This is a genomic window from Actinacidiphila rubida, from assembly GCF_900110255.1.
GTDB classification, from domain to species: domain Bacteria; phylum Actinomycetota; class Actinomycetes; order Streptomycetales; family Streptomycetaceae; genus Actinacidiphila; species Actinacidiphila rubida.
In genome coordinates, this window is sequence record NZ_FODD01000001.1 from 93,092 (window position 1) to 106,239 (window position 13,148).

Sequence of the window (13,148 nt, forward strand, 5' to 3'; positions counted from 1 at the left end):
GTGGACGCCGAGAACCCGGACGCCGGGACGCCTGACCCTGGGACGCCGGATCCCGGGACGCTCACCGACGAGCAGGCCGGGCGGATCTTCGCGTCCATGAACGAGGTCATCCGCGCGGGCGAGGAGATGCGGGGGCTGCGCGCCGAACTGATCGAGGCGCTGGCCGGGCTCGGCTGGACGCAGGACACCATCGCCCGGCTCGCCGGCATGAGCCAGCCCGCGGTCTCCAAGCAGATGGTCAAGGCCCGCAGGGGTGAGCCCGCGCCCCGGATCGGCCTCGCTCTCGACCAGCGCGACGTGCCGTGGCTGGAGGGCCGCCTGTGGGGGCTGGCCGAGGAGATCTCCGAGACGCTCGACGGGACGGCCGCCTGCACCGGCGCCGTCCACGCCCTCGCGCGCGGCCGGAAGCGGTTCTCCCCCCAGGCTGTGGACGCGCTCCGGCGCCTGGTCGAAGCCGACCTCCGCGACCGCCGCGCCGCTCTTCCGCCCGGCTACCGCGACGCCTACGACGCGATCAGCCGCGCGCTCGACATCCCCGCCAAGTCCCCTGCCCCTGCGCCCGGTTCCCCCTCCGTCCGCCGTGCCCTCGCCTGCCGCCTCCAGCGCGACCGCCTCCGCGCGGGCACATGAGCGCCACCCGCGCGGGGCCGCGGCTCAGACCTTGACGACCTCGACGTCCGGGCTGTTCACACCGCGTTCCGCCCGTGGTCGGACTCCCTTTCCGGGGCACGGTGGTGCGCGAGGGCGGCGCGCGCGGCGTCGATCTCGGCCTTGGTCAGGGGATCGTTGTCGGTCTCGAAGTCGGCGGCGATCTGGTGCAGCCTGTCCATCGCGAGGCGATGTTCGAGGGCCCCCGCGACGTACGCGGGGCCGCGCCGGGCGGGGCTGCGCAGCGGTACGTAGGGTTCCTGCCCGGCCGGGTGGCCGTGCTCCATGGCCCGCTGGCGGTCCAGTTCGGAGTTCACCTCGGCGCCGAGCAGGAGGGCGAGGTTGGACAGCCAGAGCCACACGAAGAAGGTGATGATCGCCGCCAGCCCGCCGTACACGCGGTGGTACGACGCGAAGTGGCTGGTGTAGACGGCGAATCCGGCGGAGGCACCGGCCTGCAGCAGCACGGCGGTCAGGCCCCCGGCCGTGCCCCAGCGGAACGGCTGGCGGGCGTTGGGCGCCGCCCAGTACAGGAGCGCGAACAGCAGGCTCAGCAGGACGCACAGCACCGGCCACTTGATCCACTGCCACGTCGTGACGGCGGCGTGCCCGGCGCCGACCGCGGTGCCGATCCGGTCGGCGAGGTCGCGGCTGACCGCGATCAGGCCGGTGAGGACGGTCAGCAGGAGGAGGGTCACCACCGTCAGTCCGAGCCGCAGCGGCAGCAGCGTCCGCAGAGGGCGCCCCTCGGGGACGTCGTAGACCGCGTTCATGGCCCGGATGAACGCCGCGGCGTACGCCGACGCCGACCACAGCAGCGCCATAGTCCCGAGGACACCCGCCGCGACGTGCTGACGCTGGAGATCGGCCAGGACCTGCGTGACGAGATCACGGGAGGGCCCGGGGGCCAGCCGGCGCACGTTGCGGATCAGCGGATCCGTCGCCGAAGGGCCGATCGCCCCGAGCGCCGACACGACCACCAGGAGCGCCGGAACGACGGACAGGACCGCGTAGTACGTCAACGCGGCCGCGCGATCGGGCAGTTCGTCGTCCCGCAACTCCGCGGCGACCCGCCGCAGCGCGGCCCGCCGCCCGCTCTTCGAAGGACGCCCGGCGGGCACTGCGATCCCGGCCGGCTCCACGGGTCCCGGGCTTCGCCGCGCCCTCGGGACCTGTCCCGTGCCCGGTTCCGCTCCCTGTTCGGGCCCGGACCGCGGCCCCTCCTGCGACGACGTCATGAGCAGGCACTTTCGTGGTCCGCGGTCGCGCCGCGCAAGTCGACCCGCCCCGCCGGCTTCCGCGGGAACGCGCCGGCCCGTGCACGGCCCCCGTTCGGCCTCGGGCCCGGACCGTGCGGGTCTACCATGTCCCCACCCCGCGGGCGTGCGGGGCGTGACGTTCCTCGGGGGAGGGCCACACTCATGCGGATCCCGTACCGTGCTGCCCTGGTGACGGCCGCCGCCGCGCTGGGCCTGATCGCCACCTCGGTGGCCCCGGCGCACGCCGCCGCCACCGGCTACGCGCGCTGCCCGTCGGGCCGGTTCTGCGTTTTCGACGGCCAGGACGGCCAGGGCGCGATGGCGGCGTACACCACACCCCAGGCCGACCTGGGCACCTGGCGGACCAGGGCGGCCTCGGTCGACAACCGCACCGGCTCCCCGTTCTTCTGCATGTACAGCCGGACGAACTACCGGTTCACCGACCCGGTCCACGACATCAGGGCGCTGGCCGTCGGGACCGGCACCGGCGAGAACCTGTCCCGCTACCAGGACCAGAACAGCCATCTCGCCCACAACCTCGGCTCGGTCCGCTGGGCGCACACCGCCCGGCAGTGCCTGGGCGCAACCGACTATCTGCCGTGGAACAGCCCGGACACCGCTGCGGCAGGCGCTCCGGCCGCGTTCGGGGACCTGGACGGCGACGGCCGCCCGGACCTGCTCAACCGCACATACGGCGGCCGCCTGTACTTCCTGCGCGGCGACGGCACGGGCACGCTCATCGGCGCGGGCTGGAACTCCATGACCGCCCTCACCCGCCACGGTGACCTGAACGGCGACGGCACGGAGGACCTCCTCGCCCGGGACACCGGGGGCGAGTTGTGGATGTACCCGGGCAACGGCAAGGGCTGGTTCGGCGCACGGAAGCTGATCGGCGGCGGCTGGAACACCATGACCGCGATCCAGGCCGTCGGCGACCTCGACGGCAACGGCACGGGCGACCTGGTGGCCCGCGACACCACGGGCAAGCTGTGGATGTACCCGGGCGACGGCAACGGCCGGTTCGGCCCCCGCCTGCTCATCGGCACCGCCTGGAACGTGATGCGCGCCTTCGCCGGCATCGGCGACCTCGGTGGGGACGGCCGCAACGACCTCGTCGTCAGCGACTCGTCCGGCAAGCTCTGGCTCTACCCGGGCAACGGCAAGGGCTGGTTCGGCACCCGCACGATGATCGGCAGCGGCGGCTGGGGCCCCCTCACCACGCTGCGCGGCGTCGGCGACATCACCGGCGACGGGCGCCCCGACCTGCTGGCCGCCCAGACCCAGCCGTTCGGCGAGATCCACTTCTACGCGGCCCGTGCCGGCGGCACCCTCGCCTACAGCAGCACCAACGGCGAACTCGACGCGGGCGACGGCCTCTTCTAGGACCCGTCCACCGTGGCCTCCGACCGGGCCGGCATCACTCCGCCGACCGCAGGATGCGGTCGAGCGTCCGGCGCCCCATTCCGCTCATCGTCGGATTGGTCTCGGCGTAGTACCAGACGACACCCATCGCCTGTTGGAACGCCCATGCCTTGCCGCGCTCCCACTCCAGATCGTCACAGGCCAGCGCCCGCCGGAGCACGTCCCTCGGGCCCGGCCCCAACAGGTGCCAGGCGCCGACCAGATCCAGCGCGGGGTCGGCCGGCCCGAAGCCGCCGGTGTCGAGCACGCCGCTGAGCCGTCCCCCCGCGACCAGCACATTGCCGGGGATCAGGTCACCGTGGCTCATCACGTCGGCGCCCGAGCGGGGCAACTCCCGAAAGCGGCTCCACAACCGGCGCAACCGGGGCACGTCGAGCAGCCCCCCACTCTCCGCGAAGCACCGCGCCATCCACGCGTCATGGTGAGCGAGGACGCCCCCACGACCGTCGCCGCCGAACGTCCGTCCCCGGGTCTCGGCCGCCCGCAGGGCCGCGATGAAGGCCGCGAGGTCCTCGGCGAAGGCGACCGACCCGCTCGGGTCGGCATCGAAGGCGATCGTCCCCGGAAGCCATGTCTGGACCGCCCACGGCATGGGGTAACCCGCGCCGGGCCTTCCCAGGGCGACGGGCTCCGGAACGGGAAACCGGGACACCCGCGCCAGCTCCGCGCTCGCGCGGGCCTCCCGTTCCAGGACCGCCGACACCTCGGCGGCATCGGCCGGCCGCAGGGGGAAACGCGCGGAAAGGCCGTGCCCGATGCGGAAGATGGCGTGGACCGTCCCGGTCGACGCCAGAGGCCGGATCGTCTCACCGCTCCACGCCGGGAACTGCTCCCGGACCAGGGCCGCGACGACGTCGGTGGTCACCTGCACCTGGTCGTCGTGCACGGCCGATCAGCCGCGCGCGCCGTCCGCCGCCGCGAACGTCAGGAACGCGGACCACGCGGCGGCGGGGAACGTGAGGACGGGCCCCTCGGGGTCCTTGGAGTCCCGCACGTGGACGGTTTGCGGGCACGCCGCGACCTCGACGCAGTCGCCGCCGTTGGTTCCGCTGTGCGTGGACTTCCGCCATTCCAGGGCGACTTCGACGCACTCGCCGCCACCGCTGCCGCTGTAGCTCGACTTGAACCAGGTGAGGTCGGAGGTCATAGCTCCCCTGCTATCTGCTCGATCACCTTCGCGGACTCCCTCACGCTGAGGGCCTGCGAACGGATCATCGCATAGCGCTGGTGGAGTTCACTGACCTCGTCGCGGTCGTCCACAAGAAAGCTGTGCTCCTGGGCTTCCAGATAGGCGTACTGCTCGCGTCTCGGGTTCTCGATGAGCGTCATCGGTCCGTCATACCCGGCGTGGGTCTCGAAGCTCGTCGGCAAGATCTGAACGGTGGCTCCACGCATCTCCGCAATGTCCAGGGTGCGCCGAAGCTGCATTCGCAGCACTTCGACGCCGCCGATTGGTCGCCGAAGCACGGACTCCTCAATAACGAAGGCGAGTTGGGGAGCGGGGGTGCGTGAGAACAACGCCCGCCGGGCCAGGCGGGCCTCGACGCGGCGTTCGACCTCGTCGGCTTCGAGGAGCGGGCAGCGAGCACCCAGTACGGCCTGGGCGTAACCCTCGGTCTGCAGGAGTCCGTGGAACACCAGCGTGCTGTACGTGTACAGGCTGATCGCCGTCCGCTCCAGGTCGGCGTACGGCTCGAACCACTCCGGAAAGTCGCTGCGGCGTTCGAGATGGGCGGCGGCGCGGGCCAGCAGCTCGCCGCAGTCGTAGAGTTCCGTCGCCTTCTCCACGAACATCGGTGGCGGCATGCGCTCGCCGCGCTCCACCTTGATCAGGAGCGACTTCGAGTAACCGACGTGCTCGGCCAGCGCGTCCGTCGTGACGCCCGCGTTCTCGCGCAGGCCGCGCGCCACCGCGCCGAACATCCGCATGCTCGCGGAACCCTCGCTCTTGGAGGACACGCGTGCCACCTCCCCGTACACACGCCGTACACACCGGGACCAGTGCCGCCCCCATCTGACAGGGGGTCAGGTCGTCCCTGGTCACCGTAGTGACCGGCGGCGACCGTAGTCAGCATGACCTTGAAATCTCCACCCACCGCGGTGGTGCACGAACTGGCCGCGGATCCCGCGGCTTTCACCGGCGTACGCCGGCGCACGCGCGCGCAGTTATGCGCCTGGGGGCGCACGGATCTCGCCGAGGCGGCGGAACTGTGCGTCACCGAACTGCTCGCGAACGTCCACCGGCACGTGGCGTCGTCCGCGTGCGAACTGCGCCTGGAACGGCTGCCGGGCGGCGGCGTCCGCGTGACCGTCGCGGACCGCTCGCACGTCGTGCCGGTGCCGCGGCCGGAGCCCGGCGCGACCGAGGAGCGCGGGCGCGGTCTGCTGCTGATCGCGGCCGTGTCCGCGCGGTGGGGCACGACGCTGACCGCGACCGGCAAGCAGGTGTGGGTGGAGCTGCGATGACGACGGTGCCGGTGATCAACGAGACGGCCGCGTGGTCGTGGCTGGACCGGACCGGTTGGGGTCCCGTCGCGTTCCTGCTGCTCGTGCACCCCGATCCGGCGGCCGGTGAACTGCTCGCGCGCTCGCTGCGGTTGGCGCCTGCGGCCCGGCGGCTGCCGGACGTCGGGGACCGGGTCGCGGTGCTCGGAGCGGAGCACGCCGCCGTGCGGCTGGACGGCTCGGAGCACCTGATCCGCGTGCCGGTGGGGGAGCGCTGGTGCGCGTTCGTCCGGGGCGGCGGACCGGCCGCCCTCGTCGTCGGGCTGGCGCCGCTGCCGCGCCGGGCGACGGCCGACGACGTGGCCTCCTACCTGGCGCGGAACGCCGTCGAGGGGCGGCTGCGGCTCGGGTTGAGCAGGGTTCCGGAGGGCGTTGTCAGACCCCCGTGGTGAAGTGGGGGCAGAGCGCTGGAGTCAGCGGCACGGACCGGGAGATCGGGGCGGGCGATGGGCGACGAGCGTACGGCGTGGCGGCCGTTTCTCGAACTGTGGAGCCAGGAGTGGGTCGCCGGGCACGACCCGGAGTGCGACGCACCTCTCGCCGAGGAGGTCGTACGCGACACCTGGCTGGGCTTCGCGGCGGCGGCCGAGGCGCAGGTGGCGGCCGCCGAGGCCCGGCTCGGGCGCCGGCTGCCGCCGTCGCTGCGGGAGTTCCTGCTCGTCACCGACGGCTGGCGGGACGCGGGGAACTTCATCTACCGGCTGGCGGGCACCGAGGAGCTGGCATGGCTCCGCGACACCGACGAGCGGACGTGGATCGAGGTCTACCAGGACATCGCGGGAGACGACGCCGAGGAGGAGCCGGGCGCCCGTGAAGAGGAGCCGTACGGGGAGGAGTTCGACGACGACGAACCCGAGCCGTACGGCGTCCGCGAGGCGCGCGTCCTCGCCCGCTCGCTGCGGCTGTCGCTGGACGGGGACGCCGCGGTGATGCTCCTCGACCCCGGCGACGTGAACGAGGACGGCGAGTGGGCGGGCTACTGGCTGGCCTCCTGGTCCGGTGAGGGCCTGCAACGGCACGACTCCTTCCACGACCTGATGCGCGCGCAGTGGCGGTCCTTCCACGCCCTGCGCAGGCCGCCCGGCCCCACGCGGGACCGATGGGACACCGAGGTCGAGCAGGCCCGGCGGGCCATCCTGGCCGGGGAGGTCGACGGGCCGCTCGCCGTCCTCGCCGAGGCGCACGAGTTCGGGCACCAGCGGGCCGACGTGCTGCACATGCAGATGAAGGCGCTGCTCGGCGACTGGCAGCGGGGCGTGTCCGACCTCGTGTGGCATCGTCCGCACCAGGCGGACGCGCTGCTCGGGCCGCTGTTCACCGCCGAGCTGCTGCCGCTGCTGATCCGCCAGGACCAGCTGGTGGAGCGGCACGGGCTGCGGCCGCTGGCCCGGCTCAAGGAACACGCGCCGCAGGCCGTCCGCGACCTGATCGCCGACTACGAGGCACGCTCCGCCGCACCGGGCTTCCGGCTGTCGTTCGGGCCGCCCGACTTCGACGCGGCCGTGCACGCCGTGGCGGACCGGCTCGCCGCGGAGCCCGCGTTCCGGGCGTCCGGCACGCCCGCGCGGCGCCCCGGCGGCCTCGTGGCCGTCCTGACGCACGCGGGCGGCGGCCCCATCCCCCCGCCCGACCCGATGGCCAACCCGCTGAAGGTGCGGGCGGTGCGTGCCGGGCTGATCGAGGAGGCGTGGCCCGAACTGCGGGCCGCGCTGCGGCTGTGGCGGCCGGTGTGCGACGACCACATCGCGCCGATCTCCCTGCTCGCCCACCCCGTCCTCGCCCAGCTGATCACCCCGGAACGCGGCCGCGAGATCCTCACCACCCCCCGCGGCTGAGGCGGCCGTTAGGGTGCGACCAGGCACGACGTCCGTCCGGGCGCGGCCGGCCGGGACACGGGAAGGGCGCCGATGGAGCACCTGCTGCTGGACGCGGCCGGGGTGGCCGCGGGGCCGCGCGGGGCGGCCGGCTTCGCGGAGGCGGCGCACCGCATCCTGGGCGCGCTGGTAGGCGGCGGCGCCGCCCTCGGGTGGGTCGACCCGCCCTCCCGCGCCGAGGTCGACGCCCTGGTCGCCCATGTCCTGGCGGCCGCCGCGGCGGGCGACGCGGCGCTGCGGGTGGCCGTCGCCGACGGCAGGACCGCCGGGTTCGGCTACTGGCTGCGCTACACCCGCCCGACGCACCGCCCGCACGCGGACCTGGAGAAGGTCGCCGTGGACGGCGCCCACCAGGGCCGGGGCCTCGGACGGCTGCTCACCGCGGCGCTGGTCGAGGACGCGCGGCAGGCCGGCATCGAGGTGCTGACGCTCGACGCCCGCGGCGACAACACACGCGCCCTGGACCTCTACCGGTCGCTGGGCTTCCGCGAGTACGGCAGGCTGCCGGACTTCGTCGCGGTCGGCGCCGACCGGTACGACAAGGTGCTGTACCTCAACGACCTGCGGGCCGCGGGGTAAGCGCGGGGGACCGCGTCGGCTCAGCCGCCCAGCGCGTCCAGCTGGTCCAGGAACCACTTCGACGGCGGCAGCGCCGTCGCCGCGTCCGCGAGGCGCTTGGTGCGTGCCGCCCGCTCGGCCTCCGGCATGGTCAGCGCCGTGTTCAGCGCGTCGGCGGTCTGCCGGATGTCGTAGGGGTTCACGGTGATCGCGTCCTCGGCCAGCTCCTCGAACGCGCCGGCCTCCCGCGACAGCACCAGCGCCACCCCGCGGTCGGAGACCACCGGGACCTCCTTCGCGACCAGGTTCATGCCGTCGCGGATCGGGTTCACCAGCGCCACGTCCGCCAGCCGGTACGCGGCCAGCGAGCGGGCGAAGTCGTCGTCCACCTTCAGCAGCACCGGCTGCCAGTCCCGCGTGCCGAACTCCTCGTTGATCTCCCCGGCGACCCGCGCCACCTCCTCGGTGTACGCGCGGTACAGCGCCAGGTCCTGCCGCGACGGGTAGGCGAACGCCACGTGCACGACGCGCTCGCGCCAGCCCGGGTGGTTCTCCAGCAGCCGCCGGTACGCCAGCAGGCCGCGGACGATGTTCTTCGACAGCTCCGTGCGGTCCACCCGCACGATCAGCCGCCGGCCGGGACCGGCCTCCGCGCGCAGCGTCCCGATCCGCTCGGCCACGTCGTCGCGGTGCGCGCGCTCCCGCAGGAACTCGGCGTCCGCGCCCAGGCCGTGCACGCCCAGCCGCGTCGTCCGCCCCTCGAAGGTGACCGCGCCGCCGTCCTCGGCGACCTCCGCGCCCAGCACCGACGCGCAGCACGCGGCGAACGCGTCCGCCCAGCGGCGGGTCAGGAACGCGGCGCGGTCCGCGCCCAGGATGCCGGTCAGCAGCTCCGCCGCCACGTCGTCCGGCAGCAGCCGGAAGTAGTCCGGCGGCGCCCACGGCGTGTGCGAGAAGTGGCCGATCCGCAGGTCGGGGCGGCGCTCGCGCAGCAGCGCGGGCACCAGCGCCAGGTGGTAGTCCTGCACCAGCACCGCGGCGCCCTCGGCGGCGTCCTCCGCGAGCGCGTCCGCGAACGCCGTGTTGTACGCCTGGTAGGCGGCCCAGTGCCCGCGGAACTCCTCGTCGAAGACGGGCTCCAGCGGCGTCTGGTACAGCATGTGGTGGACGAACCACAGCACGGAGTTCGCGATGTCGTTGTACGCGGCGTGGAACACGTCCGGCGGCACGGCGATCATGTGCGAGCCCGGCTCCGACCGCCCCTGACGGACGGCCTCGCGGTCGCCGTCGGAGAGCGCGGCGCACACCCACAGCGCGCCCGCGTCCGGGCCGATCGCGCTCAGCCCCGAGACCAGGCCGCCGCCGCCGCGTCTGCTGGTCAGGGTGCCGTCGGATGCGACGGTGTACGACACCGGGCCGCGGTTGGAGGCGACGAGGATCCTCGCAGAATGCGCCATGCGGCGAGCCTAGCCGACGGGGTGCCCCCGGGGCTTGCCCTGTTCGGGGCTGGTCCTGCCCCTTGCGGTGCGTCGCCGTCCCACGGTTCGCCGTGGTTGCTCGCGCAGTTCCTCGCGCCCCTGCGGCATCCGGGCTGCCCCCGGGGCTTGTCCGCCGTCCACCGGCCGGTGGTGGGTTGCTCGCGCAGTTCCCCGCGCCCCTTCGGCTTCCGGGGTGCCGCGCGCTGCGCGCTGCCGTCTGCCGGTCTCGTCGTGGCTTGTCGCGCAGTTCCCCGCGCCCCTTTCGGCATCCGGGGTGCCGCGCGCTGCGCGCTGCCGTCTGCCGGTCTCGTCGTGGTTGCTCGCGCAGTTCCTCGCGCCCCTGGCGGTGCAGGTTCGTGGGTGGGGTCAGGGGCCACTCCGGGAGTGTCTCCTCGAGCTTTGCATGGCGGCTTTTTCCGAAGAGGTGGGCCGGGGCCTTGCAAAGCTCTGCGGGGACACACCCGGATCGTCCCCTTCCGGTCCGTCCCCGTCTGCGGGAAGACCTTGGCCGTGCCCCATGTCCCCCGCCGCACGGTGGATAAGCGGGAGGGGGTGGGGAGGAAGTGCTCCCCGCAGAGAAATGTGCGCGGCCCCCGGGTGCCGAGACGGACGAACCCGTATGCACATTTCCGAGGAGACGCTTCCGGAGCGCCCCCGACCCCACGGACAAAGGGCACGCACACCAGGGGCGCGGGGAACTGCGCGAGCAACCACCCACCGGCCGGTGGACGGCTGACAAGCCCCGGGGGCACCCCGGATGCCGAACCACCCACCGGCCGGTGGACGGCCGACAAGCCCCGGGGGCACCCCGTCGGCCGAACCCAGCAAAACCCGGGGCACCCCGCCGTCAAGGGACGAGCGCGGCTACCGAGAGGAGAGCCTCGTCGGACCCGGGGGGACCCAGGACGCAGAGGCCGACCGGGAGGGGGGACCCCGCCGGGAGGGCCACCGCGGGGAGCCCGCCGAGGCCGGCGACGCAGGTCAGGCCGAGCAGGGCCGAGCGATCGCCGGACGCAGCCGCACCCCACCGCGGAGCGGCCGTCGGCGTCGCCGGAACCACCAGCACCGCCCCGTCCAGCCGCCGTGCGAGCCACCCGCGTACGCGCGCGACGTCGGCTCGGGCCGCATCCTCCTCACGCGGGGAGATCCGCTCGGCGCGGGCCAGCCGCGCGGCCACGTTCGGCCCGAACGACGGCCGTTCCCGCCGCACCCAGGGACCGTGGGCCCGCCACACCTCCGCGGCCTGGACCAGGCTGAAGAGTTCCAGGGCCCGCCCGTGCGCCACCGGCGCGCCCGCGTCGAACAGCGGCGCGGGATCCGGGCGCAGCCCCAGCGCCCGGCCGAGCCCGTCCGCCCGTGGCCGCAGCACCGCGCGGACCTGGTCCGCCGCGCAGGCCCACAGGTCCGCGGGCACCAGCAGCCGCCGTGGCGGCCCGTCCTCGCCGGAGCCGTCCAGCAACGCGGCGGCGCCCGCGGCGAGCAGCGGCAGCGTGCGGGTGAGCAGGCCCGGCGTGTCGAAGGAGGGGGCGAGCGGGGCCATCCCGGTGCGGTCGGCCCGGCGGTGCGTCGGGCGCAGCCCGTACAGGCCGCAGTACGACGCGGGTACCCGGATCGACCCCGCCGTGTCCGTGCCGAGCCCGATGTCGGCGAGACGGCCCGCCACGGCCGCGGCCGTTCCGCTGGAGCTGCCGCCGGCCAGCCGGCCGGGCGCCGCGGGATTGGCCTGAGCGCCGTAGTGCGCGTTGGTGCCGCCGAGGCTGTAGGCGAGCTCGTCGGTGTGCGTCTTGCCCGTGTACCGCGCGCCCGCGGCCAGCAGCCGCGCGGCGGCGTCCGCGTGGGCGGGGGCGGGGCGTGCCGCGGCGAGCAGCGCCGGGTGGCCGCTGCCCGTCGGGACGCCGGCGATGTCGATGACGTCCTTGACCGCGAGGCGCGCCCCCGCGAGGCCCGCCGGCTCCCAGGCGTCGGCGGACACGCCGCCGGGCGGCGCGGTGTCGGCCGGCAGCCAGGGGACGAAGGGGCCGATCAGGGGGGCCGGCACGAGCGCGCCGAGCCCGGCGGGCCCGCCGCTCCCGGGCCCCGCGCCCGGGGGGCCGGCCGTCACGCCGGACCCCCGTCGCCCGGTACCGCCGGGTGGGTGGTGCCGGTGCCGGGCGCGGCAGCAGGCATCCGGAGCGGCGCGTCCGGACAGGACACCGCCTGACCGGGAACCCCGGCCGCGGCTGCCACGGGTGCGGGCCCGGCCAGGAGAGGGGCGAGGTCCTCCCTGGGGAGCATCACGTGGACGCCCTTGACCCGGTCGACGACCTGGGAGATGCGCAGGTCCACCGCCGCACTGAGATAGGCCAGGGCCACGTGGGGCGGCAGCGCGCAGCGCTCGGCCAGGTAGGCGAGGGCCGCGCGGGTGGCCTTGCGGACCGCCTCGTCCAGATCCGGGTCGAGCCCGGTGACCAGCAGGTGCCCGGCCGTCTCCGCGTAGGGGCCGCCCAGGCGCGCGGCGAGCCGGCGGGCGGCCGGGTCGCTGTGCAGCGTGAGCCGGACCGTCGCGCGCAGCGGCGCCTCGAAGGCGGTCAGCGCCACCTCGCCGTCGCCCTGCGAGAAGTGCGGGTCCCCGGCGTAGAACAGCGCCTCGGGCACCTGCACGGGCAGGAAGAGCCGGGTGCCCGCGGTCAGCACGCGGATGTCGAGGTTGCCGCCGTGCGCGCCGGGCGGCACCGAGTGGACGGGCTCGTCGGTGGCCGGGGCGACGCCCATGATCCCGAGGAACGGCGCGAGCGGGAAGCGGATGTCGCGCCCGTCGCCGACCGGGAGGCGGCCGCGCCCGTCCTCGTCGACGTGCGCCACCAGGCTCACCGTCGGCACCGGGACCCCGTCCGGGTGACCGGGTGGGGCGGCCGGGTACTCGCCGGGCAGCGCCCCGCGGCCGTGCCGGTTGCTGATGACGCCGTAGCCGGTGCGCCGCCGCAGCTTCAGCACCTCGACCTCCAGCACGTCCCCCGGCCGCGCGCCGGACACCGCGATCGGCCCGGTGACCACATGGGGGCCGCGCGCCCGCGCGTCCGACGGCCCGCCGAGGGAGGCGAGTTCGGCGGCGTCCCGCAGCACGGCGCCGGGCCCGATGCCCGCGGCGGCGAAGAACGCGGCCGGGTCGCCGCCCTGGTCGGGCAGGATCCCCTCGTGGCTGAGCGTGTCCACGCACACCACGCTGCCGGAGTCCACGGTCAGCACGGGGCGGCTCGCGGCGTTGGGCAGCAGACCCCACAGCGTCGCCGCCGGCTCCGCGGCGAGATACACCGCGCCCCCCGTCCGGCCCTCGTACGGCTGAAGTACGCTCATGGCGGGGGACCATTGCATACAACTATTACGGGTCGGTTAACGCCGCTGATGGGGGCGGGGCCGGCGATCGG

The 13,148-nt window shown here is 74.7% G+C and carries 13 protein-coding genes; 6 read left to right on the plus strand and 7 right to left on the minus strand.

Going from position 1 to position 13,148, the window contains the following annotated elements; genetic code table 11:
* Window positions 1–630 carry a hypothetical protein gene (locus tag BMW99_RS00420; RefSeq protein ID WP_069464840.1) on the plus strand — a complete coding sequence of 210 codons (630 nt, stop codon included), beginning with the start codon at window positions 1–3 and terminating at the stop codon, window positions 628–630.
* Window positions 631–686: 56 nt separating this feature from the next.
* On the opposite strand, the gene BMW99_RS00425 is transcribed toward BMW99_RS00420, so the two are convergent.
* Entirely contained in the window at window positions 687–1,769 is a 1,083-nt protein-coding gene (locus BMW99_RS00425; RefSeq protein ID WP_176735559.1) for a YihY/virulence factor BrkB family protein, read from the minus strand.
* Between the two features lie 300 nt (window positions 1,770–2,069).
* Here BMW99_RS00425 and BMW99_RS00430 point away from each other — a divergent pair, with 300 nt between their 5' ends.
* Window positions 2,070–3,290: an FG-GAP-like repeat-containing protein gene (locus BMW99_RS00430; RefSeq protein WP_069464835.1), complete on the plus strand. Its 1,221-nt coding sequence runs from the start codon at window positions 2,070–2,072 to the stop codon at window positions 3,288–3,290.
* A 34-nt stretch (window positions 3,291–3,324) separates the two neighbouring features.
* Here the strand turns inward: BMW99_RS00430 and BMW99_RS00435 are convergent, their stop codons facing one another.
* From BMW99_RS00435 to BMW99_RS00445, 3 genes are read right to left on the minus strand one after another with little or no spacing between them, the layout of a single operon-like run.
* On the minus strand, window positions 3,325–4,215 hold the full coding sequence (locus BMW99_RS00435) for an aminoglycoside phosphotransferase family protein (RefSeq protein ID WP_069464834.1): 891 nt from the start codon (window positions 4,213–4,215) through the stop codon (window positions 3,325–3,327).
* A gap of 6 nt (window positions 4,216–4,221) precedes the next feature.
* Entirely contained in the window at window positions 4,222–4,476 is a 255-nt protein-coding gene (locus BMW99_RS00440) for a DUF397 domain-containing protein (RefSeq protein WP_075016024.1), read from the minus strand.
* On the minus strand, window positions 4,473–5,288 hold the full coding sequence (locus BMW99_RS00445) for a Scr1 family TA system antitoxin-like transcriptional regulator (RefSeq protein WP_245791113.1): 816 nt from the start codon (window positions 5,286–5,288) through the stop codon (window positions 4,473–4,475). The genes BMW99_RS00440 and BMW99_RS00445 overlap by 4 nt, the downstream gene beginning before the upstream one ends.
* A 114-nt stretch (window positions 5,289–5,402) precedes the next feature.
* On the opposite strand from BMW99_RS00445, the gene BMW99_RS00450 reads away from it, so the two are divergent.
* The 4 genes from BMW99_RS00450 to BMW99_RS00465 all read left to right on the plus strand — a co-directional run bounded on the left by BMW99_RS00450 (window position 5,403) and on the right by BMW99_RS00465 (window position 8,287).
* Window positions 5,403–5,795 (plus strand): ATP-binding protein, encoded by a 393-nt coding sequence (locus tag BMW99_RS00450; RefSeq protein ID WP_069464832.1) that lies wholly within the window; start codon window positions 5,403–5,405, stop codon window positions 5,793–5,795.
* Window positions 5,792–6,226, plus strand: a complete 435-nt coding sequence (locus BMW99_RS00455) for a hypothetical protein (protein ID WP_069464831.1) — start codon at window positions 5,792–5,794, stop codon at window positions 6,224–6,226. The genes BMW99_RS00450 and BMW99_RS00455 overlap by 4 nt, the downstream gene beginning before the upstream one ends.
* Window positions 6,227–6,280: 54 nt before the next feature.
* Window positions 6,281–7,669, plus strand: coding sequence for an SMI1/KNR4 family protein (locus BMW99_RS00460; RefSeq protein WP_075016025.1), 1,389 nt, complete (start codon window positions 6,281–6,283; stop codon window positions 7,667–7,669).
* Between the two features lie 72 nt (window positions 7,670–7,741).
* A complete protein-coding gene (locus tag BMW99_RS00465; RefSeq protein ID WP_069466706.1) occupies window positions 7,742–8,287 on the plus strand; it encodes a GNAT family N-acetyltransferase in 546 nt (181 codons plus the stop codon).
* Between the two features lie 20 nt (window positions 8,288–8,307).
* Here the strand turns inward: BMW99_RS00465 and BMW99_RS00470 are convergent, their stop codons facing one another.
* From BMW99_RS00470 to BMW99_RS00480, 3 genes are all read right to left on the minus strand, one after another.
* Window positions 8,308–9,723, minus strand: a complete 1,416-nt coding sequence (locus BMW99_RS00470; RefSeq protein WP_069466705.1) for an alpha,alpha-trehalose-phosphate synthase (UDP-forming) — start codon at window positions 9,721–9,723, stop codon at window positions 8,308–8,310.
* Window positions 9,724–10,591: 868 nt separating this feature from the next.
* The gene (locus BMW99_RS41060) at window positions 10,592–11,845 is read right to left on the minus strand and encodes an amidase family protein (protein WP_075016026.1); all 1,254 of its coding nucleotides are present in this window, start codon (window positions 11,843–11,845) and stop codon (window positions 10,592–10,594) included.
* Window positions 11,842–13,077, minus strand: coding sequence for an acetamidase/formamidase family protein (locus BMW99_RS00480; RefSeq protein ID WP_079175879.1), 1,236 nt, complete (start codon window positions 13,075–13,077; stop codon window positions 11,842–11,844). The genes BMW99_RS41060 and BMW99_RS00480 overlap by 4 nt, the downstream gene beginning before the upstream one ends.
* Window positions 13,078–13,148: the final 71 nt, after the last annotated feature.

Bases quoted from the DNA above. Each gene is read 5' to 3' on its own strand.
- BMW99_RS00430 (WP_069464835.1), top strand. From the start codon at position 2,070: ATGCGGATCCCGTACCGTGCTGCCCTGGTGACGGCCGCCGCCGCGCTG.
- BMW99_RS00440 (WP_075016024.1), bottom strand. From the start codon at position 4,476: ATGACCTCCGACCTCACCTGGTTCAAGTCGAGCTACAGCGGCAGCGGT.
- BMW99_RS00450 (WP_069464832.1), top strand. From the start codon at position 5,403: ATGACCTTGAAATCTCCACCCACCGCGGTGGTGCACGAACTGGCCGCG.
- BMW99_RS00455 (WP_069464831.1), top strand. From the start codon at position 5,792: ATGACGACGGTGCCGGTGATCAACGAGACGGCCGCGTGGTCGTGGCTG.
- BMW99_RS00460 (WP_075016025.1), top strand. From the start codon at position 6,281: ATGGGCGACGAGCGTACGGCGTGGCGGCCGTTTCTCGAACTGTGGAGC.
- BMW99_RS00465 (WP_069466706.1), top strand. From the start codon at position 7,742: ATGGAGCACCTGCTGCTGGACGCGGCCGGGGTGGCCGCGGGGCCGCGC.
- BMW99_RS00470 (WP_069466705.1), bottom strand. From the start codon at position 9,723: ATGGCGCATTCTGCGAGGATCCTCGTCGCCTCCAACCGCGGCCCGGTG.
- BMW99_RS00480 (WP_079175879.1), bottom strand. From the start codon at position 13,077: ATGAGCGTACTTCAGCCGTACGAGGGCCGGACGGGGGGCGCGGTGTAT.